This window comes from Streptomyces inhibens, assembly GCF_022221585.1.
GTDB classification, from domain to species: domain Bacteria; phylum Actinomycetota; class Actinomycetes; order Streptomycetales; family Streptomycetaceae; genus Streptomyces; species Streptomyces inhibens.
On the sequence record NZ_CP084681.1, the window covers coordinates 2823478 to 2845690 of the forward strand.

Below are 22213 nucleotides of genomic sequence, written 5' to 3' on the forward strand. Positions count from 1 at the left end.
CGTGGACAGCACCCCGCACGGGGCGGCGGTCACGGCCGCGGGATTCGGGGTCAAGGGCCCCCGCGGATGGGCGTTCCGGAACATCGACATCACGGCCGCGCCCGGCTCACTGATCGCCGTGCAGGGCCCCTCGGGCTCGGGCCGTACGTGTCTGCTGCTCGCGCTCACCGGCCGGATGAAGTCCGCCGCGGGCACCGCCGAGATCGGCGGACTGCCGCTGCCCAAGAAGATGTCCGCGGTCCGGTCCGTCACCGCGCTCGCGCATGTGCCGGGTGTCACCGAGCTCGATCCCGCGCTGACCGTGGGCGAGCACTTGCGCGAACGCGCCCTGTTGCAGGGTCGGTTCGGCGGTTCGCTGCGGGGACTGCTGCGGCCGCGCCGGGAGCGCAGGGCCGAGGCCCGCGCCCTGGTGGACGACGCGCTCGCGGCGGCCGGTCTCGACCCGGAGTCGCTGCCCAAGGGGATCCGTACGTCGGTGCGCGATCTGGAGCGGCTGGAGGCGCTGCGGCTGTCCGTGGCGCTCGCGCTGATCGGCGGGCCGCGGCTGCTGGCCGTCGACGACACCGATCTGAAGCTGTCCGACGGGGAGCGCGCGGCGGCCTGGGCGATGCTGCGGAGCCTTGCGACGGCCGGCACGACGGTGCTCGCGGTGTGCAGCGAGCCACCCGAGGGCGACGAGGGCGTGCTGCTGGTGCGTACGGGCGACCGTCCGGAACAGGACCCCCCGCAGGCCGCGCCCGGCGACGGCCCCAGCGCCACACCGGACGCCGCCCCGGAGAGCGACGACGGCGGGAAGAGCGAGAACGGGCACGACGACGAGGAGGGGGCGGCCGATGCGCTCGCCGAAGCTGGCCGCGCTTGAGCTGAAGCGGTTCGGTAGGGGGAAGCTGCCGCGCGCGGCGCTGGCGGCCCTTCTGCTGCTGCCGCTCCTGTACGGCGCGCTGTATTTGTGGTCCTTCTGGGACCCGTACGGGCGGCTGGACAGGATTCCGGTGGCGCTGGTCAACGAGGACAAGGGCGCCGAGGTCGACGGGAAGCGGATCTCGGCGGGCGACAGCATCGTCTCCGGGCTGCGTGACAGCCACACCTTCGACTGGCACCCCGTGGGCGCCGAGGAGGCCGCCAGGGGCGTCGAGGACGGCTCGTACTACCTCTCGCTGTCCATCCCGAAGGACTTCAGCCGGCGGATCGCTTCCAGCTCCGGGGACCACCCGGAGACCGGCGCCCTCAAGGTGCGGACGAACGACGCGAACAACTACATCGTCGGGCAAATCTCCCGGACGGTGTTCTCCGAGGTGCGCTCCGCGGCCTCCGCGAAGTCGTCACGTACGTTCCTCGACAAGATCTTTGTGTCGTTCTCGACGCTGCACGGCAGGACCGAGCAGGCCGCGGACGGTGCCGACCGGCTCAAGGACGGCATCGGGCAGGCCAAGGACGGCACGGGCAAACTGGCCGACGGTCTGGGCACCGCGAAGAACGGCAGCGGCAAACTGGTCACGGGCCTGGGCGACCTCGACGCGGGCGCCGGGCGGCTCACCCAGGGCAGCTCCGACCTCGCCCGGGGAGCCGGTACGGCCGCCCGCGGCTCGCGCCAACTGGCCGACGGTTCCGGGCAGGTGGCGCAGGGCACCCAGCAGCTGGCCGACACCGTCAACGGCGTCGTCGGCAAGGTGGGGCCGTTCATCCGGGCGCACGGCAAGGAGATCGGCGAGGCGGCACAGCTCGTCGCGGACGGCTCGCAGGCGGTCCGGGACCATCTGGACAAGCTGCCCGCCGCGGCCGCCGACGGGGCGAAGCTCTCACGAGGGATCTCCGACCATCTGGCCACCTATTACCGGCTGCGCTGCGAGAGCGGGGTGCAGCTCGACACCTCCTGCGCCGAGCTGAAGAAGCTCACGGAGCAGGCGGACACCGCGGCGGACAAGGCCGAGGAGGTCAGCGGATACGTCCACGACCAGAAGAACCTGGAACAACTGGGGCGGGACCTGGACACCTTGCACTCGTTGGCCAGTGAGCTGGCCGAGCGCGGGCCCACCCTGGGCGCCGATATGGACGCCGCGGTCAAGAAGATCAACGACCTCAACGACGGTGCGCACAAGGTCTCCGCGGGCGCCCGCAAGCTGGCCGCGGGCAACGCCCAGCTGGCCGCCGGCGCGGACAAGCTCAACGACGGTGCGCACCAGCTGCACGACGGCACCGGCCGCGCCGCGGCCGGAATGGGCGACCTCGACTCCGGTGTGGGCAGGCTCAAGGACGGCGCGCAGACACTGGACGGCGGCATGTTCAAGCTCTCCGACGGCTCGCAGAAGCTGGCCGGCGGGCTGCACGACGGGGCGAAGCGGATCCCCGACTACGGCAAGAAGGACCGCGACACGCGCACCCTGGTGATGTCCGATCCGGTGCAGCTGGCCTCGGACTCCGCCCACAAGGCGCCCAACTACGGCACCGGGTTCGCCCCGTACTTCATCCCGCTGTCCCTGTGGGTCGGCTCGATGGTGGCGTACATGCTGATCCAGCCGCTCAACCGGCGGGCGCTGGCGATGGGCGCGTCCTCCTGGCGGGTGGCGGTGTCCGGATGGCTGCCGGTGTTCGGGGTGGGGGTGCTGCAGACCGCGGCGCTGATGTCCGTGCTGCACTTCGCGCTCGGTCTGGAGATGGTCCGGGCGGCCGGCACGATCGGCTTCCTGGTGCTGGTCACGGCCTGTTTCTCGGCGATCGTGCAATGGCTGAACGCGCAGTTCGGGCCGGCCGGCCGGATCCTGGTGCTGGCGCTGCTGATGCTCCAGCTGACCTCGGCGGGCGGCACCTACCCGGTGCAGACCAGCCCCGGCTTCTTCGGCGCCATCCACCCCTATCTGCCGATGAGTTACATCGTGGAGGGGCTGCGACGGCTCATCACGGGCGGTGGGCTCGCGCCCGTATGGCAGGGCAGTGCGGTGCTGCTGGCGTTCACCGCCGGGGCGCTCGCGCTGACCTCGCTGACGGCGCGCGGCCGGCAGGTGGTGCGGATGAAGGACCTGCATCCGGAGCTGAGCCTGTGACCACGCACCCGGTGGGGACCGGCACAATCGCCCCCATGGACAGCTCCAATACACGCCGCGACGCCACCCGGCGCAAGCTCTTCGAGGCCGCGGTCACGCTCATCGCCGAACAGGGCTTCTCGTCCACCACGGTGGACGAGATCGCCGAACGGGCGGGCGTCGCGAAGGGCACCGTCTACTACAACTTCGCGAGCAAGAACGTTCTCTTCGAGGAGCTGCTGCGGCACGGCATCGAGCTGCTGGCGACCTCCTTGCAGGCGGCCGCCGAGGAGGTCGCGGACCGGGGCGGCAGCCGTATCGACGCGCTGGACGCGATGATCCGGGCCGGTCTGGACTTCATCTCCCGTTACCCGGCGCTCACCCAGCTCTACGTCGCCGAGCTGTGGCGCACCAACCGGGCCTGGCAGTCGACGCTGATGGTGGTGCGCGAGCGGGCCATCACGGTGGTGGAGGACGTGCTGCGCGAGGCGGTGGCCGATGAGGAGCTGAGCGACGACATCGACATCCCGCTGACCGCGTCGGCGCTGTTCGGGATGGTCCTGGTGGCCGCCCTGGACTGGCAGTCCTACCAGCCGGACCGGTCGATCGACGAGGTGCACGCCGCGCTGTCGCGGCTGCTCCAGGGGCGGGTCAGCGGCCGCCCCGCGTAGTCCTCGGTATACGAGTGCGCGCCGTATTGGTCAGGTACGGCGCGCACCCCTTTTCTCCCCCGTGGGCCCGCACAAAAGAGTGCGCTGCCCTGGCACGGATCGTTCCCCCACCGATCCGACCAGGGCAGCGATTCCCCCGTGCTCCCCCGTGGAGCCCCCGTGGCTCCCCCGTATTTCCCCCGTACCTCCCCCGTTTTCCCCCGTGCTTCCCCCGTCACGTCCGGGAGCCGCGCCGCTCCGCCGCCCCGTGTCGGCGGTGCGGCGCCGCTTCCCTTCCGTGGTCCCCACTCTTTCGTCCGGGAGGCCGCCGGCCCATCCGCGTACCTACTCATCTCGGCGTCTGAGTACGGATACTCAAACCTGAGCACCGGCCCCCAACCACCGCCTACGATCGGCCGGGTGTCCGTACTTCCCTTGGTGTTCACCAGTGGCTGGGCGAGCGGGATCAACGCCTATGCCGTCGTCCTGCTGTTCGGCCTGCTCGGCGCGACCGGCGTCACCGATGAGGTGCCCGCGTCGTTGCAGCGCCCCGATGTGCTCATCGTGGCCGGGGTGCTCTTCCTGTGTGAGGCCGTCGCCGACAAGATCCCGTACGTGGACTCGGTCTGGGACGCCGTGCACACGGTGATCCGGCCGGTCGCCGGCGCCGTGGTGGCGGCGCTGCTGGCCGGGCACAACGGTTCGCTGCCCGAGCTGGCGGCGGGCGTGGTGGGCGGCTCCACCGCGCTGCTGAGCCATCTGGTCAAGGCGGGCACACGGATCGCGGTCAACACCTCGCCGGAGCCGGCCAGCAACATCGTGCTGAGCCTGCTGGAGGATCTGGGCGTCGCCGGGATCATCGCCTTCGCGGTCTTCCATCCGGTGGCAGCGGCGGTCATCGCGGCCGCGCTGCTGACCGCGGGTATCGCGCTGGTGGTCCTCCTCTGGTCGCGGATCCGCCGCTTCCTGCGGCGCAGGCGTCAGCGGCGCGAGGAGAAGCGGCTGGCCACCGCGGGCGGCGCGGTGCCACCGGCGGCCTGAAGCGGCGTCGGCACAGGGCCCGGCGGCGGCCGTGCGGGCGTTGTCGGTGGGGCCGGATAAAGTCGCAGGCATGGCACGGATTGCGGTGATCGGCGCCGGGATGGGCGCGATGGCAGCCGCCGCCCGGCTGGCCGTCGCGGGCCACCAGGTGGCGGTGTTCGAGCGTGCCGCGACGCATGGCGGCGCGGTGCGACGGTTCGAGCGGGACGGCTTCGCCTTCGATACGGGGCCGGGCCTGCTGCATCTGCCCGCGGTCTACCGCGATCTGTTCCTCAAGACCGGCCGTGAGCCGTTGGAGAGCTGCGTCGAGCTCTCCCAGGTCGACCCCGCGAGCCGCCATGTCTTCGCCGACGGCACGGCCGTATCGCTGCCGAACGCCTCTCGGGCCGGTGTCCTCGCGGCTCTGGACGAGGCGCTGGGCGCCGGCTCCGGTGAGCGCTGGAGCGCGCTGGTGGGCCGCGCCCGCGAGGCCTGGGACGCCACCCGCCGCCCGCTCCTGGAGGAGCCGCTGTGGCGGGAGTGGCGGGTGCTGGGGCGCGATCCGTATCCGGCGGTGCGCAGGCGCGGGCTGTTCGGCCGGGGCAAGGGCCCCACGACGGCCACCCTCGCCGAGGTCGCCCGCCGCGAGCTGGCCGACCCCCGACTGGTCGCGCTGCTGGAGAGCCATGCGCTGGCGTACGGCTTCGACCCGCGCAGCGCCCCGGCGAGCGCCGTCGTGCTGCCGTACATGGAGCAGACCTTCGGGAGTTGGTACCCGCGCGGCGGTATGCGGGCGCTGGCCGACGCGCTGTACGAGCGCTGCCTGGCGCGCAAGGTGGAGTTCACCTTCGGGGCGGAGGTGACCGGGATCGTCGAGAACGACGGGCGGGCGGCCGGCGTCGAGCTGGCCGACGGCCGGGTGGCGGACGCGGAGTTCGTGGTGGCGGGCATCGATCCGGCCGGGCTTCCCGCGCTCCTCGGGGGGCGGGATCCGTACGGGGAGGACGAGGTGCGTCCGCGGACCGGTCCGGGCGACCGTGCGCCGGGACGGCTGACGGTCTGTGTGGCGCTGCGCGGCGCGCGGGAGGCGGGAGCGGCGCATCGGACCGTCGTCCATGCGCCGGACCGGGCCACGGAGCTGGCGGGCGTGTTCGGGGACGGCCTCGATCTGCGGATGCCCTGCGAGCGGCCGACGGTGACGGTGCTGCGCCCGGACGATCCCGCCTCCCGGCCCGATGACGGCCATGAGGCCGTGACGCTGACCGCGACCGTGGCCCCGCACGGCCCGGTCGACTGGCGGGACCGCGAGGCCGCCGCGGCGGACGCCGACCGGCTGACCGAGATCGCCGAGGCCGCGGTTCCCGGGCTGCGGGAGCGGATGCTGTGGCGGGAGATTCTGCCGCCCACGGACGACATGTTGGTGCCGGGACCGGCGCTGGCGGGGCAGGAAGGCCGCTTTCTGCGGCCCGGCAACCGCACCCGGATACCGGGGCTCTACGCGGTCGGTGGCTGGTCACACCCGGGCGGCGGGCCGGCGCATGCCGGGATGTCCGGCGCGATCGTCGCGGGCCTGATCGTCAACGGTGACGACTGGCACGGCTCGACATGAGGGCGTAGCCGCGGCCGCGGCCGGCGGTGGTCGCCGCGGCCCTAGGGCGTGTCTTACGGATCAGGCCGGATCAGGGAGCGGGGCCTGGTGCGTGCAGCTGCAAGGCGGAGGAGGGAGTCGACGCGGAGCGATGGGGGTCCCTCCCGCTCGAGCGAAGCCGAGAGCGGGGGAGAGTGAGGACGACGCCGCAGATGTGCGCGCCAGGCGCCCCGCGAGCCCGGCCTGATCCGTAAGACACGCCCTGCGTGTCCCGCCCGGACTCAGTAGCGGTAGGGCTGCCCGTCGTAAGTCTGCTGCTGGTAGGGCGGGTAAGGCTGCTCGGGCGGGAGTTCGCCGTCGCGCTGCTGGGGGACCCAGACCCCGCCGGGCGGTGTCTCGCCGTAGCCCTGCTCCGGGTTCTGGCCGAGCGGCTGCCCCTGGCTGTCGTACTGCTGCGCGCCGTAGGGCGGCTGGGCGTAGGGGTCCGGCTGCTCGTACGGGTCGTAGGTGGCGGCGTACTGCTGGGCGCCGGTGTACGGGTCGGCATAGGGCGCCTGCTGGCCCTGGCCGTCGCCGTAGGCCGCGTAGGGGTCGGCGTAGCCGTCCTGGCCCGCGGCGGGCCGGCCGTAACTGCCGCCGTACGCATAGCCGTTGCCGTCGCTGTTCCCGTTGTCGGCGGCGCTGCCGTAGGCGTCGTAGCCGCCGTAGCCGGGCTGCGGGGCGCGGGCGTCGGGGCTGTATATGCCGTACTGGCCGGTCTCGTCGGGCATCGGCTGCGGGGCGTAGACGGCGCCGGCGTCGGCCTGTGCGTAGTCGTCCTGGACGGCGAAGGGCTGCGTGGCATAGACGCCCTGGTCCTGGGGGGCGCCCTGGTCCTGGTACGGATCCTGGCCGCGGTAGCCGCCGTTGGCCTCGTAGGCGTTGGGCGCGTAGTCGCCGGGCGCGTACGCGGTGGCCTCGTAGTCGCCCGCACGGTAGTCGTACGAGCTCTGCCCGGCGTAGGTGTCCTGGCTCTGGAAGCCGCCGGTGGACTCGAAGGTGTCCTGGCCCCCGTCGGCGCCCTGGCCCGGGCCGTCGGCGGGCGCCACGGCCTCCAGATCGGACACCTGGAGGGTCGGCTCGGCGGTCGGCTTGCCCGTCGGCCGGGCCCGGCGGCGCCGGCTCTCGCCGGGCTTGCCGCCCAGCGCCCAGCCGGTGTTGAAGCCGCGCTTGAAGGAGAGCGTCACATTGGTCTGGCCGATGGCGAAGGCGATCGCGCCCACCCCGATCACGATCACCGAGGGGATGATGACGCCGACGACCACGCCGAGGAAGCCGGTGAAGGCGAGCAACCGCCAGCGCAGCCGGGCCTTGTACTGGAGCAGGACCTCACCCAGCAGCCACAGGGCGACCAGGCCGAACGCGATGTAGAGGACCGTCCAGCCCATATACGCCCCTCTTCCGCCGCTCGCCGGCAACCGTGATCAGGACTGCTGGTGCAGGCCCAGATTCTCGTAGATTTCCAGGGTCGCCGTGGAGTGGTTCAGGGTAATGAAGTGCAACCCGGGAACGTCCTCGGCCATCAAGCGCGCACACAGGTCCGTTGCGTACTCGATGCCAATGGAGCGTACCGCCGCCGGATCGTCCTTGACCGCGAGGATGCGCTCGGCCAGCTCGGGCGGGAAGGCCGCATTGCTGAGCTGTGCGAACCGCTCGATCTGGCGCACGTTCGTCACCGGCATGATCTCCGGAATGATCGGCGTTGAACAGCCCGCCGCCGCAACCCGTTCCCGCAGCCGGAAATAGTCCTCGGGGTAGAAGAACATCTGGGTGATGGCGAAGTCCGCGCCGGCCCGGCACTTGTCGACGAAGTGGGTGACGTCCGTGTCCCAGTCCGTCGAGCGCGGGTGCATCTCGGGGAAGGCGGCGACACCGACGCAGAAGTCGCCGGACTCCTTGATGAGCCGGACCAGGTCGGCGGCGTAGGCGACGCCGTCGGGGTGCTTGACCCACTCGCCCATCGGGTCGCCGGGCGGGTCGCCGCGCAGCGCGAGCATATTGCGGATCCCGGCGTCGGCGTACTGGCCGATGATGTTGCGCAGATCCGCCGTGGAGTGATTGACCGCGGTCAGATGGGCTACCGGGGTGAGGGTGGTGTCGGTGGCGATCCGCTCGGTCGCGCGCACCGTGCCGTCACGGGAGGTGCCGCCGGCGCCGTACGTCACCGAGACAAAGGTCGGGGCGACGGCCTCGATCCGACGAATGGCGTTCCACAGGGTCCGCTCACCCTTCTCGGTCCTCGGGGCGGCGAACTCGAACGAGTAGGACTGCTTGCCGGAAGCGAGCAGTTCGCGCACGGTGCGTGCGCGATCAGTCCTGGTGGAAGCTGTACCTAGGGCCATACCGGCAGGTTAACCACCGGCCGGGCACACACCAACCGTCATCGGCGTTATGCCTGGTTGGTCCGGTTCATGTCCACTGGTTGGACATTTTCCGGCCTCCCGGATGACCGGAAGGCGTCACAGAACCGCCCGACGCCCGAAAACGCCGCCAGCAGTCCCTAGGCTCCCTAGGTGTACTCGGCCAAGAGGTTGGTGACCCGCGTCGGTAGTTGATCAAGAAGAGACCTCCGGGCGTAGTGGAGATGCCTGTCTTCACCACAACCGGAGGTCTTGATGGCCCACGCTAATGCCCGGCTGACCTTTCACGGCAGATGCCTTCTGGTGCGCCGTGTCGTCCACGACCGACGTCCGGTGGCGCATGTGGCCAAGGAACTGGGAGTCTCCCGGCAGTGCGCGCACCGATGGGTGGCACGCTTCCGGGCCGAAGGCTGGAACGGCCTGCACGACCGCTCCAGCCGCCCCCACACCTGCCCGAGGCGTACTCCCGCACACATCGAGGCCGCAGTGCTCAGCGCACGGCACGTCCACCGGCGGGGGCCGGACTTCCTCGCCGCCGAAACCGGTGTCCCCGCACGGACTGTGACCCGCATCCTGAGCCGCCATCACATGCCTCGCCTGGCATCCTGCGACCCGCTGACCGGACAGCCCATCCGCGCCGAACGCCGCAGCCACGCCCGCTACGAACGTGCCCGGCCCGGGGAACTCGTCCACCTTGACGTCAAGAAGATCGGACGGATCCCGGACGGCGGAGGATGGCGGGCCCACGGCCGCCAAGCCGGCAAGACCTACGCGCAAAAGCAGGCCAGGATCGGCTACGACTACGTCCACGCCGCCGTCGACGACCACTCCCGGCTGGCCTACGCCGAGATCCATGCTGATGAGAAGGCCGACACCTGCGCCGGCTTCCTCACCCGCGCTGCCGGCTTCTTCGCAGCCCGTGGCATCGGCCGCATCGAGCGCGTCATCACCGACAACGCCTGGGCCTACCGCAAGAGCACCGCCTTCCGCCGGGCCGTGGCCGACCTCGGTGCCCAGCAGCGGTTCATCCGTCCCCACTGCCCCTGGACCAACGGCAAGGTCGAACGCTTCAACCGCACCCTGCAAACCGAATGGGCCTACCACCAGGTGTTCACCAGCAACACCGAACGCGCCCAGGCCCTGGCGCCGTGGCTGAGCTTCTACAACACTCGACGCCGACACACCGCGCTCGAAGGCCAGCCCCCGATCAGCCGACTGTCACCAAAGTCATGACCGAGTACACCTAGGTCCTGTCTTCCCAGGTCCGGATGCGCTTGGCCAGTGCCGCGGCCGCCGCGCCCGGATCGTCCGCCTGGGTGAGGGCGCGGACCACCACGACCCGGCGGGCGCCCGCCTCCAGCACCTCGTCCAGATTGCCGGCGTCGATCCCGCCGATCGCGAACCAGGGGCGCTCGGGCGCCCGCGACGCGGTGTAGCGGACCAGGTCGAGGCCGGGGGCATGGCGGCCCGGCTTGGTGGGCGTCGGCCAGCACGGGCCGGTGCAGAAGTAGTCCACCCCCGCCTCGGCGATCGCGGCGTCCACCTCGGTCTCGGCGTGGGTGGAGCGGCCTATGAGGACGTCCGGTCCGAGAAGGGCGCGGGCGGCCGGAACCGGCAGATCGCCCTGCCCGAGATGGAGCACATCGCTGCCGATCGCATGGGCGACATCCGCGCGGTCGTTGACCGCGAGCAGCTTGCCGTGCCGCCGGCAGGCGTCCGCGAAGACCTCCAGGTGTCTGAGCTCCTCGCCGGCCTCCATGCCCTTGTCGCGCAGCTGGACGATGTCCACGCCCGAGGCGAGCACCGCGTCCAGGAACTGTGCGAGGTCGCCCTGCTGCTTGCGGGCGTCCGTGCAGAGGTAGAGCCGGGCGTCGGACAGGGCCTGTCGTGCGGTGGTCATCGGGCGGCTACCCCCCAGGTCGGGGGCGTACGGGCCGGGCCTTCCGGCCCGTACGCCCCTCAGATGTGGATACGGATGCTGGTGCGGTTACTGATGAGAGCGCCGCGCGGGGCGCGTCAGACGGCGAGGGCCTGGGCCCGGCGCTTCACCTCCGTGCCGCGATTCTCGCGCAGCGCCTGCGCCGGCGTACCGGGCAGGGTCTCATCCGCGGTGAACAGCCATTCCAGCATCTCCTCGTCGGTGAAGCCGTCGTCCTTGAGCAGGGTGAGCGTGCCGACGAGGCCCTTGACCACCTTGTCGTCCTTGATGAAATCGGCGGGCACGTGCAGCGCCCTGTTCTCGCCGCGGCGCACCGCGATCAGCTGGCCCTCCTTGACCAGCTGCCGCACGCGCGTCACCTCGACGCCGAGCTTTTCGGCGATGTCGGGGAGGGTGAGCCAGGCGGGGACGAGTCCATCGATGTTTGCGTCAATCTCGGTCACAGGACAAGCGTGCCACCTCGCACTGACAGCCGGTAGCCGGGCATCGCCGTCAGGGGCTTCGTGCACACCGGAGGGTGACGACGCGCTCCGGCGCGGCCACCGGCTGCGCGCCCGCGGCGCCCCCGGCCGGCGGCGCCCCGGCTACAGCGCCGCGGCCTTCAACGGTACGGCCGCGTTCGCGGCCCGCTCCCGGTCGAGGGCCACGCCCCGCTCGATGAGCTTGCGCCCCTGGGCGAGGTCCCGCGGCCGGCCCACCGCCAGCAGCGCGACCAGCCGCCCGTCGCGCAGCCAGATCACCGACCAGGCGGCCCCGGCCGGATCGCCGCGCCAGACCAGCTCATCGGCGTCCACATGGTGGCCCGCGTACTGGACGAACCGGCCGAACTGCTCGGACCAGAAGTACGGGACGGGGTCGTAGACCACCCCTTCCGCCTCACCCCGGGCGATGTTCTCGGCGACCGTACGGGGGCCCTGGAGGGCGTTGTCCCAGTGGTGGATCAGCAGCCGGCTGCCGTAGCGGGTCGACGGGAAGGACGCGCAGTCGCCGACCGCGTACACATCGGGCACGGAGGTGCGCAGCCGCTCGTCGGCCAGCACGGAACCGTCCTCGGGCGACACCGCGACGCCCGAGCCGGCCAGCCAGGCGGTGGCGGGCCGGGCGCCGATGCCGACGACCACGGCGTCGGCGGGCAGCCTCGTGCCGTCCGCGAGCGTGACCATGCCCGAGGTGACGGACGCGACCCGGGCGCCGGTGCGCAGCTCGGCGCCGGCGTCCGCGTACCAGCCGGTCATGTGGGCGGCGACCTCGGCGGGCAGCGCACCGGCCAGCGGGCGGTCGGCGGCCTCGACGACGGTGACCGCGCAGCCCGCCTCGCGCGCGGCGGTCGCGAACTCGGCGCCGATCCAGCCGGCCCCGACGACCACGATCTCGTGCTGCGCGGCGAGCACCGGCCGCAGCCGTTCGGCGTCGTCGAGGGTGCGCAGCAGATGGACGCCGGGCAGCCCCTCGCTGCCGGGCAGCAGGATCGGGTCGGCGCCGGTGGCGATGACCGCGTAGTCGTACGGCACCGGGCCCTCGGCGGTCTCGACCAGATGGGCGTCCGGTACCAGGGCGGTGACCCGGCGGCTGAGGTGGAGTTCGATGTCGAGCGCGGCGAAGTCGACGTCGAAGGTGGAGCCGTCCGCCTTGCCCAGCAGCACCGCCTTGGACAGCGGGGGGCGGTCGTAGGGCTGGTGGGGCTCGTCGCCGAGGAGCGTGATCGCGCCGCGCCAGCCCTGTTCGCGGAGGGCGACCGCGGTCTGCACACCGGCGATTCCCGCGCCGACGATCACGACGCGCGGCGTGCGGTCAGGGGCCTGGGAAGACTTGCTCTGCTCGCTCACCCGATCACTCTAGGACGGCGGAAGACGCCGTTCGCAGCAGCGCGCAAGGAGATCTCTGACACAGCGTCACAGTCGGTCGCCCGGGGGCGCGGCCCCATGGGCGCACGGCCTCGCTCCCTTACGACGCGTCGCGGCCCCGTATTAGGGTGACGGATACACGCACTCGCGGGAGCCTGGACGCACCGGGCTGAGAGGGAGGCTGGCCGGCCTCCGACCGTACGAACCTGATCCGGGTCATGCCGGCGAAGGGAGGGGCTGGACGCCCATGCATCCACCTGCCACACCGTCGAAACCAGCCACCGGGCACCCCGATGTGCTCGTCATCGGGGGCGGCATCATCGGCCTGGTCACCGCCTGGCGGGCGGCCGGCCGCGGTCTGACCGTCGCGGTGGCCGACCCCGCGCCCGGTGGCGGCGCGGCCCACGTCGCGGCCGGCATGCTGGCCGCGGTCACCGAACTCCACTACGGCGAGCAGACCCTGCTGGGCCTCAACCTGGCCTCGGCGCGCCGCTATCCGCGGTTCACGGACGAGCTGGAGGAGGCCGCCGGGCAGCGGATCGGCTACCGGCGGTGCGGCACCCTGGCCGTCGCGCTGGACGCCGACGACCGTGCCCACCTGCGCGAGCTGCACGCCCTGCAGATCCGGTCGGGACTGGACTCGCAGTGGCTCACGGGACGCGAGTGCCGCCGTCTGGAGCCGATGCTGGCCCCCGGGGTGCGCGGCGGTCTGCGGGTCGACGGCGACCACCAGGTCGATCCGCGCCGGCTGGCGGGCGCCTTGCTGGTGGCCTGTGAACGCGCCGGGGTGGTCTTCCACCGGAGCCGGGCCGAGCGGCTGACGGTCGACGGCGGCCGTGCGTCCGGGGCCGAACTCGCCGACGGCACACGGCTGTCGGCCGGTCAGGTCGTCCTGGCCGCGGGCAGCCACAGCGGCCGTCTGGCCGGGGTGCCCGACGAGGTGCTGCCACCGGTGCGCCCGGTCAAGGGCCAGGTGCTGCGGCTGCGCCTCCCCCAGATGCCGGCCGGCTCCGCGGCCTTCCTGTCGCGCACCGTACGGGCCGTCGTCCGTGGCGGCCCCCTCTACCTGGTGCCGCGGGAAAGCGGCGAACTGGTCGTCGGCGCCACCAGCGAGGAGATGGGCTGGGACACCACCGTCACCGCGGGCGGGGTCTACGAGCTGCTGCGGGACGCGCACGAGCTGGTCCCCGGCATCACCGAGCTGCCGCTCGTGGAGACCTGCGCCGGTCTGCGCCCCGGCTCCCCCGACAACGCGCCGCTGCTCGGGCCGACCGAGCTGGCCGGCCTCCACCTGGCCACCGGCCACTTCCGCAACGGTGTGCTGCTGACGCCGGTCACCGGTGACGCGATGGCCGAGGTGCTGGCCACCGGAAGCCTCCCGGAAGAGGCCCGCCCCTTCTCCCCCACGCGTTTCTCGGCCACCACCCCCGGGCCCGAGCGCGTCCGCGCCCCACAGGAGCAGCCCGTATGAGCGAGCGCAGCGAGCGAACAATGAGCAGGTGCGCGCGTCGCGAAGGCACGCCCGCCGAGCGAAGCGAGGCCAGCGCATGAGCGCCTCCACCGTGTCCGTGTCCGTCAACGGCGAGGCCCGCGAGATCCCCGGCGGCCTCACCCTCGACCAGCTCGTCGCCACCTTGTCGAAGGCTTCCGCCGGGGTGGCCGCCGCGGTCAACGAAACCGTGGTGCCGCGCACCCAGTGGCCCACCACCCCGCTCGGCAACGGCGACCGCGTCGAGGTGCTCACCGCGGTCCAGGGAGGCTGATCCACAGACATGACCGATACCGCAATCGTCCGAGGGACGACCCCCGCCGCGTCCGACAGCGGCTCCCCCGCGGGCTCCGACACCCTCACCATCGCCGGCACCACCTTCGCGTCCCGTCTGATCATGGGGACCGGTGGCGCGCCCAGTCTCGACGTCCTGGAGCGTGCGCTGCTCGCCTCCGGTACGGAGCTGACGACGGTCGCCATGCGGCGGCTGGACCCCGCCGTGCAGGGCTCGGTGCTGTCCGTACTGGAACGGCACAAGATCCGGGTGCTGCCGAACACGGCGGGCTGCTTCACCGCGGGCGAGGCGGTGCTCACCGCCCGGCTCGCCCGGGAGGCGCTCGGCACGGACTGGGTCAAGCTGGAGGTCGTCGCCGACGAGCGCACCCTGCTGCCCGACCCGATCGAGCTGCTGGAAGCCGCCGAGACCCTGGTGGACGACGGTTTCACCGTGCTGCCCTACACGAACGACGATCCGGTGGTGGCACGCAAGCTGGAGGATGTGGGCTGCGCCGCGATCATGCCGCTGGGCTCGCCGATCGGCTCCGGCCTGGGCATCCGCAATCCGCACAACTTCCAGCTGATCACCGAGCGGGCCGGCGTCCCGGTCGTGCTCGACGCGGGCGCGGGAACGGCCTCGGACGTCTCGCTGGCCATGGAGCTGGGCTGCGCGGCGGTGATGCTGGCGTCCGCGGTGACCCGTGCGCAGGAGCCGGAGCTGATGGCCGCGGCGATGCGGCACGCGGTCGAGGCCGGCCGGCTGGCGTATCGCGCGGGCCGGATTCCGCGCCGGCACTTCGCGCTGGCGTCCTCGCCCACGGAGGGTGTCGCGGAGCTGGATCCGGAGCGGCCGGCGTTCTAGGCGGCGGGGCGGCCCGTCCACGCCGCTCCCCCGCCTCTCCTGTCACCGTTCCGCTGCAGTACGGCCCGTACCGCGGCCGCGGAGTTCGAGCTGTCGGTCCTTGCTCGTAGACTCATCTGCCGTGGATACGACCCTTCAGGACCCGCTCGTGGGTCAGCTGCTCGACGGCCGCTATCGCGTTCTGGCGCGCATCGCCGCAGGTGGTATGGCCACGGTCTACCGGGCCATGGACACCCGGCTCGACCGTGTGCTCGCACTGAAGGTGATGCACCCGAGTCTCGCCACGGACGGGGCGTTCGTGGACCGCTTCATCCGTGAGGCGAAGTCGGTCGCACGGCTGTCGCACCCGAATGTGGTGGGCGTCTTCGACCAGGGCACGGACGGTACCTACGTCTATCTGGCGATGGAGTATGTCGCCGGCTGCACGCTGCGCGACGTACTCCGCGAGCGGGGCGCCCTGCAGCCGCGGGCCGCGCTGGACATCCTGGAGCCGATCCTGGCCGCCCTGGGGGCCGCGCACCGCGCCGGTCTGGTGCACCGCGACATGAAGCCGGAGAACGTCCTGATCGGCGACGACGGCCGGGTCAAGGTCGCCGACTTCGGCCTGGTGCGCGCGGTGGACACCAACACCACCGCCTCGACGGGCTCCGTCCTGGGGACCGTCTCCTATCTCGCCCCCGAGCAGATGGAGCACGGCACCGCGGACGCCCGGGTCGATGTCTACGCCTGTGGTGTGGTGTTCTACGAGATGCTGACCGGCGGCAAGCCGCACACGGGCGGCTCCGCGGCGCAGATCCTCTACCAGCATCTGCACGAGGATGTGCGGCCGCCCTCCGGGCTGGTGCCCGGCCTGGCGCCGCAGCTGGACGAGCTGGTCGCACTGGCCGCCGCCCGCGATCCCCAGCAGCGCCCGCAGGACGCGGTGGCGATGCTGTCCCGGGTGCGGGCGGCGCGGTCGGAGCTGTCCGACGAGCAGCTGGATGTCGTCCCTCCGCAGGCCAAGGAGGTGCCCGCGGGCGGCCTCGTCGGCGCCGGCGCCGATGACGGCTCGGAGCGTACGGATGTGATACCCCGGCCGGGCGGCATACAGCTGCCGCTGCCGGGGGCGGACGAGGCGGAGCTGAACCGCACCAGCCGGCTGGAGGTGCCGCCGGCGGAGCAGACGACGCGGCTGCGTCCGGTGCCCGCCGCGCCGCCCCGTGGGGGCCTGCTCCAGCGCCGGCGGCTGGCCACGGTCATCGCGGCCGTGCTGCTGCTCCTCGGTGTCGGCACGGGCGTCTGGTACATCAACTCCGGCCAGTTCACCACCGTCCCCGCGGTGCTGGACATGCCGCAGGCCAAGGCCGAGAAGACGCTGCGCGACGCGGGGCTGGGTGTGAAGGTGGTGCGCGGCTTCAGCTCCAATGTGGAGCGCGGCCATGTCATGAAGACGGATCCGGCGAACGGCAAGCGGATCCGCGGCACGGGCACGGTCACCCTCACCGTCTCCCGCGGCCCGGACATCGTCACCATCCCGGATCTGTCGGGCACCCCGCTCGCGGACGCCAAGCGCAAGCTGCGCGACCGCGGGCTGGTCCCGGGCATCGAGACCCGGGATTTCAGCACCGAGGTCGCCAAGGGCTCGGTGATCAGTACGGATCCGGCGGCGGGCAGCAAGCGGCGGCCCGACACGGCGGTGGCGCTGACCATCAGCCGGGGCGCGAAGGTCGTGGTGCCGGGTGTGGTCGGCGACGAGCGGGCGGACGCGGTGTCCGAGCTGCGCGATGCGGGCTTCGAGGTGCGCTTCGCGGACCAGCCGGCCTTCTCCACGCAGGACAAGGGCACCATCGCCCGGCAGTCCCCGGGCGAGGGCGACACCCGCGGCGAGGGCGACACGATCACCCTCACGCTCTCCAAGGGCCCGGAGATGATCACCGTCCCGGATGTCACCGGCGAGAACGTCGAGGACGCGAAGAGGGAGCTGACGGATCTCGGCTTCGCGGTCGAGGTCAAGAAGCCGTTCCTCTTCCCGCAGGACACCGTCGACACCCAGTCCGTCGACTCCGGTGAGAAGGCGCCGAAGGGCAGCACGATCACCATCAAGCTCAAGGGAGCGCTGTAGGGCCACCCGCTCCGCGGTCCGGCCGCCGTCCCCCGGGACGGCGGCCGTGCGGCACCTGGCACCCTGGGAGGGTGAGCAGATCCCCCTCCCCCAAAGGCGCCGAGCAGCGCGCCCGTGCACGTAATCCGGTCGGCGGTCATGTACCGGTCGCCGGTGGCCTGGCGAAGGTCGGCATTCCGTACGCCCATGAGATGGGCGACGAGGTCGTGCAGGTCTTTGTGGCCAATCCGCGCGGCTGGGCGACGACGCCCGGCAACCCCGAACAGGACGAGGCGTTCCGGGCGGCCTGTGCGCTCCAGGGGATCCCGGCGTATGTCCATGCGCCGTATCTGATCAACTTCGGGTCGCACACCGAGGCGACGGTCGACAGGTCCGTGACATCGCTGCGCCACTCGCTGCGCCGCGGCCGGGAGATCGGTGCGCTCGGGGTCGTCGTGCACACCGGCTCGGCGACCGGCGGACGGCCCCGTGCGACGGCGATGGCGCAGGTCAGGGAGCGGCTGCGGCCGTTGCTCGACGAGCTGACGCACCCCGACGATCCCTGGCTGCTGCTGGAGCCGACGGCCGGGCAGGGCGCTTCGCTGTGTGCGCTGGCGGAGGATCTCGGGCCGTACTTCGACGCGCTGGACCGGCACCCCAAGCTGGGGATCTGCCTCGACACCTGCCATGCGTTCGCGGCCGGGCACGACATGGCGGCGCCGGGCGGGACGAAGGCGCTGCTGGACGAGCTGGTGGAGGTCGCCGGCGAGGGCCGGCTGAAGCTGATCCACGCCAATGACTCCAAGGATGTCGTCGGCGCCCACAAGGACAGGCACGAGAACATCGGCGCGGGCCATATCGGCGCCGAGGCGTTCGGTGAGCTGTTCCGCCATCCGTCGACGGTCGGCGTACCGCTGGTCGTCGAGACGCCGGGCGGCAAGGAGGGGCACGCGGCGGACGTGGCCCGCCTCAAGGAGCTGCGCGCGAGCTGAGCCCGCCGGCCTGCGATCTCCCTTGAGGAATACCCCCCAGGGGTATACGGTTCCTCCTGTCGGACAGGAACCGTCATCGCGCGTTGGGGGCATCCCATGGAGCACACACACCACGAGCACCACGCGATCACACAGGCACCCGGCGAGCACGGCGGCCATCCGGACCACGCCGGTCACACGGATCACTCCGGCCATGCCGTCCATGCCGCCCACGGCCCGGTCAGCTGGGCGATGGCCGCCAGGGCGACCCTGCACTGCCTGACCGGCTGCGCCATCGGCGAGATCCTCGGCATGGTGATCGGCACCGCACTGGGCTGGCACAACGTCCCGACGATGATCCTGGCGATCGTGCTGGCCTTCGCCTTCGGCTACTCGCTCACCCTGCGCGGCGTCCTGGCGGCGGGCGTCGACTTCAGGACGGCGTTCCGGGTCGCGCTGGCCGCCGACACGCTCTCCATCGCCGTGATGGAGCTGATCGACAACGGCGTGATCGCGGTCTGGCCCAGCGCGATGGACGCGCAACTGGCGGACGCACTGTTCTGGGGCGCCCTGGCCGCCTCACTGGCGCTCGCCTTCGTGGTGACCACACCCGTCAACAAGTGGATGATCGGCCGCGGCAAGGGCCATGCGGTGGTGCACCGCTACCACCACTGACCGCCGCAGCCCGCCACGGAACCACCGGCCGCACACCCACCGGGGGTATACGGGATCAGAGCTCGGGGCCGTCCCCGGGCTCTTCCTGGTACGAGTAGCGCTGCTCCCGCCAGGGGTCGCCCACATTGTGATAGCCGCGCTCCTCCCAGAAGCCGCGGCGGTCGGCCCGCATGTATTCGATACCGCGGACCCACTTGGGGCCTTTCCAGGCGTACAGATGCGGAACGATCAGGCGGACCGGGAAGCCGTGCTCGGCGGTGAGCAGTTCACCCGAGCGGTGTGTGGCGAAGATGCACTTCTCCGCGGCGAAATCCTCCAGCCGCAAATTCGAACTGAAGCCGTACTCGGCCCACACCATCACATGGGTGACATCGGGCGCGGGCGGCGCAAGATCCAGAATCGTCCGGGTGCGCACCCCGCCCCATTCGGCTCCCAGCATGCTGAATTTCGTCACGCAGTGCATATCGGCGACGACCGTGGTGTAAGGCAGCGCCGTGAATTCCTCGTGCGACCAGCAGTGCTTCGCGCCGTCGACGGTGGCACCGAAAGCCCGGAACTCCCAGCGTTCGGCACGGAACTTGGGGACCGGCCCGTAATGCGTCACCGGCCAGCCCCGCTGCAGCCGCTGCCCCGGAGGCAGCAGAGGAGGCTCCTCTTCGCGGCTTTCCGGCTGACCCATGCCCTCCATGTTGTCAGACCGGAAGGGGTGCCGATGACCAGGGAGGGAGGGATTCGGACAACTCGTACTAAGCGTGAACTTACTGGACGTTCCACTCCGGGCGGTGCGAGGATGCGCGGCACCTGCCCATATCTCGCGTGGAAGGAGCCCGCAGCCATGCAGGGCGACCCCGAGGTCATCGAATTCCTCAACGAGCAGCTGACCGCCGAGCTGACCGCGATCAACCAGTACTTCCTGCACGCCAAGATGCAGGAGAACTTCGGCTGGACGAAGCTCGCGACGTACACGCGCTCCGAGTCCTTCGACGAGATGAAGCACGCAGAGCTCCTGACGGACCGGATTCTCTTCCTCGACGGTCTGCCGAATTACCAGCGGCTGTTCCATGTACGGGTCGGCCAGTCCGTCACCGAGATGTTCCAGGCGGACCGGCAGATCGAGGTCGAGGCCATCGACCGACTCAAGCGCGGTATCGAACTCATGCGCAACAAGGGCGACATCACCTCGGCGAATATCTTCGAGGACATCCTCGCCGACGAGGAGCACCACATCGACTATCTCGACACCCAGCTGGAGCTGATCGAGAAGCTGGGAGAGGCGCTCTACATCGCCCAGGTGATCGAGCAGCCGAGCTGAGCGAGCGGCGCGATGGCGGGAGCCTGCCGGACGGCCCTCAGAACTACGCGACCCCCGAGAGCGCCGCGGGCGCCCCTGCGCCCGCCTCCGCGCCCAGGGGATCGGGCGCAAGCGGCTCGGACGCGAACGGGTCGGGCGACAGCGCCGTGGACGCGCCGTTGTCGATGAGCTCCCGGCGAGGGCAGTCACCCCGGCCGAGCAGCGCCTGGATGCGGCGTACACAGCCTCCGCAGTCGGTGCCGGCCTTGCAGGCGGAGGCGATCTGGCGGGGCGTGCAGGCGCCCGTAGCCGCGTGTTCGCGGACCTGCTTCTCGGTGATCCCGAAGCATGAGCAGACGTACACGCGGTTTCACCTCCATGGGGGCGGCTCGGCGATGACTCATCGATCAGCTGATCTTGAGTGAGGTAACCCTTACCTTACCTGGCCCGGCGGGGGCTTCACAACGCAGTGGGGCGCGGATCACAGGATCCGCGCCCCACTCTCGTCTTGCGCCTTCGTGCCCCTGACCGTCAGCGCAGGTCAGCGGCGGACCGCCTCACTGGTCGCGGTACATCTCCGCCACCAGGAACGCCAGGTCCAGCGACTGGCTGCGGTTGAGCCGCGGGTCGCAGGCGGTCTCGTAGCGCTGGTGCAGATCGTCGACGAAGATCTCGTCGCCGCCGCCCACACACTCGGTGACATCGTCGCCGGTCAGCTCGACGTGGATACCGCCCGGGTGCGTGCCGAGGCTCTTGTGGACCTCGAAGAAGCCCTTGACCTCGTCGAGCACATCGTCGAAGCGCCGGGTCTTGTGACCGGAGGCCGCCTCGAAGGTGTTGCCGTGCATCGGGTCGCAGATCCAGGCGACCCGCGCGCCGGAGGCGGTGACCTTCTCGACCAGCTCGGGGAGCTTGTCGCGGACCTTGTCCGCGCCCATACGGGTGATGAAGGTCAGCCGGCCCGGCTCACGCTCGGGGTCGAGGCGCTCGATGAGCGTGAGCGCGTCCTCGGGCGTGGTCGTCGGGCCGAGCTTGACGCCGATCGGGTTGCGGATGCGTGCGGCGAACTCGATGTGCGCGCCGTCCAGCTGACGGGTGCGCTCGCCGATCCAGACCATGTGTCCGGAGACGTCGTAGAGGTTGCCGGTACGCGAGTCGACCCGGGTCAGCGCCGACTCGTAGTCGAGCACCAGCGCCTCGTGGGAGGAGTAGAACTCGACGGTACGGAACTCCTCCGGGTCCACCCCGCAGGCGTTCATGAAGTTCATCGCACGGTCGATCTCGCGGGCCAGCGCCTCGTAGCGCTGCCCGGAGGGCGAGGACTTCACGAAGTCCTGGTTCCAGGCGTGCACCTGACGCAGGTCGGCGTAGCCACCGGTGGTGAAGGCGCGCACCAGGTTCAGCGTCGCGGCGGACGCGTGGTACATCCGCTTCAGGCGCTGGGGGTCCGGGATACGGGCCGCCTCGGTGAACTCGAAGCCGTTGACGGAGTCGCCGCGGTAGGTCGGCAGCGTCACCCCGTCGCGGGTCTCGGTGGGCTTGGAGCGCGGCTTGCTGTACTGGCCGGCGATCCGGCCGACCTTGACCACCGGGACGGACCCGGCGTAGGTCAGGACGGCACCCATCTGGAGAAGCGTCTTGAGCTTGTTACGGATGTGCTCGGCGGATACGGCGTCGAAGGCCTCCGCGCAGTCGCCGCCCTGAAGCAGGAACGCCTCACCACGGGCGACCGCTCCCAGGCGCTCACGCAGCTGGTCGCACTCGCCCGCGAAGACGAGCGGCGGATAGGACTCGAGCTCCGCGATCACATCGCGCAGAGCCTCTTGGTCCGGCCAGTCAGGCTGCTGCGCCGCGGGCAGGTCTCGCCAGGTGTTGCCACCGGCGTGGGATTCAGCGTTCACGGTCACAAGCCCCACATTACGGGGTCCCGTGGGGGTGTCCGTCCGGCATCCGGACTTTGAGACGCACCGCACTCGGACGGTCCGGTAGGGTGCCCTCCATGTACACGCGACCGGCCATGAACATGAACTGGTGGTGGACCGCTCATCCGGCGGCCCACTGATTCGCGCGCACACCACACACTTCGCGAAGGCCGCCCGAGGGGCGGCC

At 71.3% G+C, this 22213-nt stretch carries 21 protein-coding genes and 1 riboswitch; of the genes, 13 read left to right on the forward strand and 8 right to left on the reverse strand.

Annotated features, from left to right (window positions below; genetic code table 11):
- Position 1: 1 nt before the first annotated feature.
- The 5 genes from KI385_RS13070 (at position 2) to KI385_RS13090 (ending at position 6299) form a co-directional block, all read left to right on the forward strand.
- Entirely contained in the window at positions 2-862 is an 861-nt protein-coding gene (locus tag KI385_RS13070) for an ATP-binding cassette domain-containing protein (protein ID WP_238572348.1), read from the forward strand.
- Positions 834-3041, forward strand: a complete 2208-nt coding sequence (locus KI385_RS13075; protein WP_238572349.1) for a YhgE/Pip domain-containing protein — start codon at positions 834-836, stop codon at positions 3039-3041. The genes KI385_RS13070 and KI385_RS13075 overlap by 29 nt, the downstream gene beginning before the upstream one ends.
- 35 nt (positions 3042-3076) lie before the next feature.
- Positions 3077-3691, forward strand: coding sequence for a TetR/AcrR family transcriptional regulator (locus tag KI385_RS13080; RefSeq protein ID WP_238572351.1), 615 nt, complete (start codon positions 3077-3079; stop codon positions 3689-3691).
- 399 nt (positions 3692-4090) lie between these two features.
- Positions 4091-4711, forward strand: a complete 621-nt coding sequence (locus KI385_RS13085) for a DUF4126 domain-containing protein (RefSeq protein WP_238572352.1) — start codon at positions 4091-4093, stop codon at positions 4709-4711.
- Between the two features lie 70 nt (positions 4712-4781).
- On the forward strand, positions 4782-6299 hold the full coding sequence (locus tag KI385_RS13090; protein ID WP_238572353.1) for a phytoene desaturase family protein: 1518 nt from the start codon (positions 4782-4784) through the stop codon (positions 6297-6299).
- Positions 6300-6559: 260 nt separating this feature from the next.
- Here the strand turns inward: KI385_RS13090 and KI385_RS13095 are convergent, their stop codons facing one another.
- Both KI385_RS13095 and metF read right to left on the reverse strand, forming a co-directional pair.
- Positions 6560-7705: a hypothetical protein gene (locus KI385_RS13095; RefSeq protein WP_238572354.1), complete on the reverse strand. Its 1146-nt coding sequence runs from the start codon at positions 7703-7705 to the stop codon at positions 6560-6562.
- Between the two features lie 36 nt (positions 7706-7741).
- The gene (metF, locus tag KI385_RS13100) at positions 7742-8659 is read right to left on the reverse strand and encodes a methylenetetrahydrofolate reductase [NAD(P)H] (RefSeq protein WP_238572355.1); all 918 of its coding nucleotides are present in this window, start codon (positions 8657-8659) and stop codon (positions 7742-7744) included.
- Between the two features lie 273 nt (positions 8660-8932).
- Here metF and KI385_RS13105 point away from each other — a divergent pair, with 273 nt between their 5' ends.
- Positions 8933-9910, forward strand: coding sequence for an IS481 family transposase (locus KI385_RS13105; RefSeq protein ID WP_238572356.1), 978 nt, complete (start codon positions 8933-8935; stop codon positions 9908-9910).
- A 10-nt stretch (positions 9911-9920) separates the two neighbouring features.
- Here the strand turns inward: KI385_RS13105 and thiE are convergent, their stop codons facing one another.
- The 3 genes from thiE to KI385_RS13120 all read right to left on the reverse strand — a co-directional run bounded on the left by thiE (position 9921) and on the right by KI385_RS13120 (position 12442).
- A complete protein-coding gene (thiE, locus tag KI385_RS13110; RefSeq protein ID WP_238572357.1) occupies positions 9921-10577 on the reverse strand; it encodes a thiamine phosphate synthase in 657 nt (218 codons plus the stop codon).
- Positions 10578-10693: 116 nt separating this feature from the next.
- On the reverse strand, positions 10694-11059 hold the full coding sequence (locus KI385_RS13115) for an Rv2175c family DNA-binding protein (RefSeq protein WP_238572358.1): 366 nt from the start codon (positions 11057-11059) through the stop codon (positions 10694-10696).
- 141 nt (positions 11060-11200) lie between these two features.
- Complete coding sequence (locus tag KI385_RS13120) at positions 11201-12442, reverse strand: NAD(P)/FAD-dependent oxidoreductase (protein ID WP_238572359.1); 1242 nt, start codon at positions 12440-12442, stop codon at positions 11201-11203.
- A 155-nt stretch (positions 12443-12597) separates the two neighbouring features.
- A riboswitch (TPP riboswitch) is annotated at positions 12598-12710 on the forward strand.
- Between KI385_RS13120 and thiO the strand changes: the two genes are divergently transcribed.
- The 6 genes from thiO to KI385_RS13150 all read left to right on the forward strand — a co-directional run bounded on the left by thiO (position 12708) and on the right by KI385_RS13150 (position 18813).
- On the forward strand, positions 12708-13931 hold the full coding sequence (gene thiO, locus KI385_RS13125; RefSeq protein WP_238572360.1) for a glycine oxidase ThiO: 1224 nt from the start codon (positions 12708-12710) through the stop codon (positions 13929-13931). It overlaps the preceding riboswitch by 3 nt.
- A gap of 76 nt (positions 13932-14007) precedes the next feature.
- Positions 14008-14223: a sulfur carrier protein ThiS gene (thiS, locus tag KI385_RS13130; RefSeq protein WP_238572361.1), complete on the forward strand. Its 216-nt coding sequence runs from the start codon at positions 14008-14010 to the stop codon at positions 14221-14223.
- A gap of 9 nt (positions 14224-14232) precedes the next feature.
- Positions 14233-15087, forward strand: coding sequence for a thiazole synthase (locus KI385_RS13135; protein ID WP_281066849.1), 855 nt, complete (start codon positions 14233-14235; stop codon positions 15085-15087).
- A gap of 121 nt (positions 15088-15208) precedes the next feature.
- On the forward strand, positions 15209-17188 hold the full coding sequence (pknB, locus tag KI385_RS13140) for a Stk1 family PASTA domain-containing Ser/Thr kinase (RefSeq protein WP_238572362.1): 1980 nt from the start codon (positions 15209-15211) through the stop codon (positions 17186-17188).
- Between the two features lie 71 nt (positions 17189-17259).
- Positions 17260-18159: a deoxyribonuclease IV gene (locus KI385_RS13145; RefSeq protein WP_238572364.1), complete on the forward strand. Its 900-nt coding sequence runs from the start codon at positions 17260-17262 to the stop codon at positions 18157-18159.
- Positions 18160-18255: 96 nt separating this feature from the next.
- Positions 18256-18813: a DUF4396 domain-containing protein gene (locus KI385_RS13150; RefSeq protein ID WP_425356908.1), complete on the forward strand. Its 558-nt coding sequence runs from the start codon at positions 18256-18258 to the stop codon at positions 18811-18813.
- 55 nt (positions 18814-18868) lie between these two features.
- Here KI385_RS13150 and KI385_RS13155 read toward each other — a convergent pair whose 3' ends face one another.
- Positions 18869-19501 (reverse strand): sulfite oxidase-like oxidoreductase, encoded by a 633-nt coding sequence (locus KI385_RS13155; protein WP_238572365.1) that lies wholly within the window; start codon positions 19499-19501, stop codon positions 18869-18871.
- Between the two features lie 147 nt (positions 19502-19648).
- Here KI385_RS13155 and bfr point away from each other — a divergent pair, with 147 nt between their 5' ends.
- Positions 19649-20125, forward strand: coding sequence for a bacterioferritin (bfr, locus tag KI385_RS13160; protein ID WP_238572366.1), 477 nt, complete (start codon positions 19649-19651; stop codon positions 20123-20125).
- A 43-nt stretch (positions 20126-20168) separates the two neighbouring features.
- On the opposite strand, the gene KI385_RS13165 is transcribed toward bfr, so the two are convergent.
- A complete protein-coding gene (locus KI385_RS13165) occupies positions 20169-20468 on the reverse strand; it encodes a (2Fe-2S)-binding protein (RefSeq protein ID WP_238572367.1) in 300 nt (99 codons plus the stop codon).
- A gap of 193 nt (positions 20469-20661) precedes the next feature.
- Positions 20662-22011, reverse strand: a complete 1350-nt coding sequence (locus KI385_RS13170) for a class II 3-deoxy-7-phosphoheptulonate synthase (protein WP_238572368.1) — start codon at positions 22009-22011, stop codon at positions 20662-20664.
- Between the last annotated feature and the right edge of the window lie 202 nt (positions 22012-22213).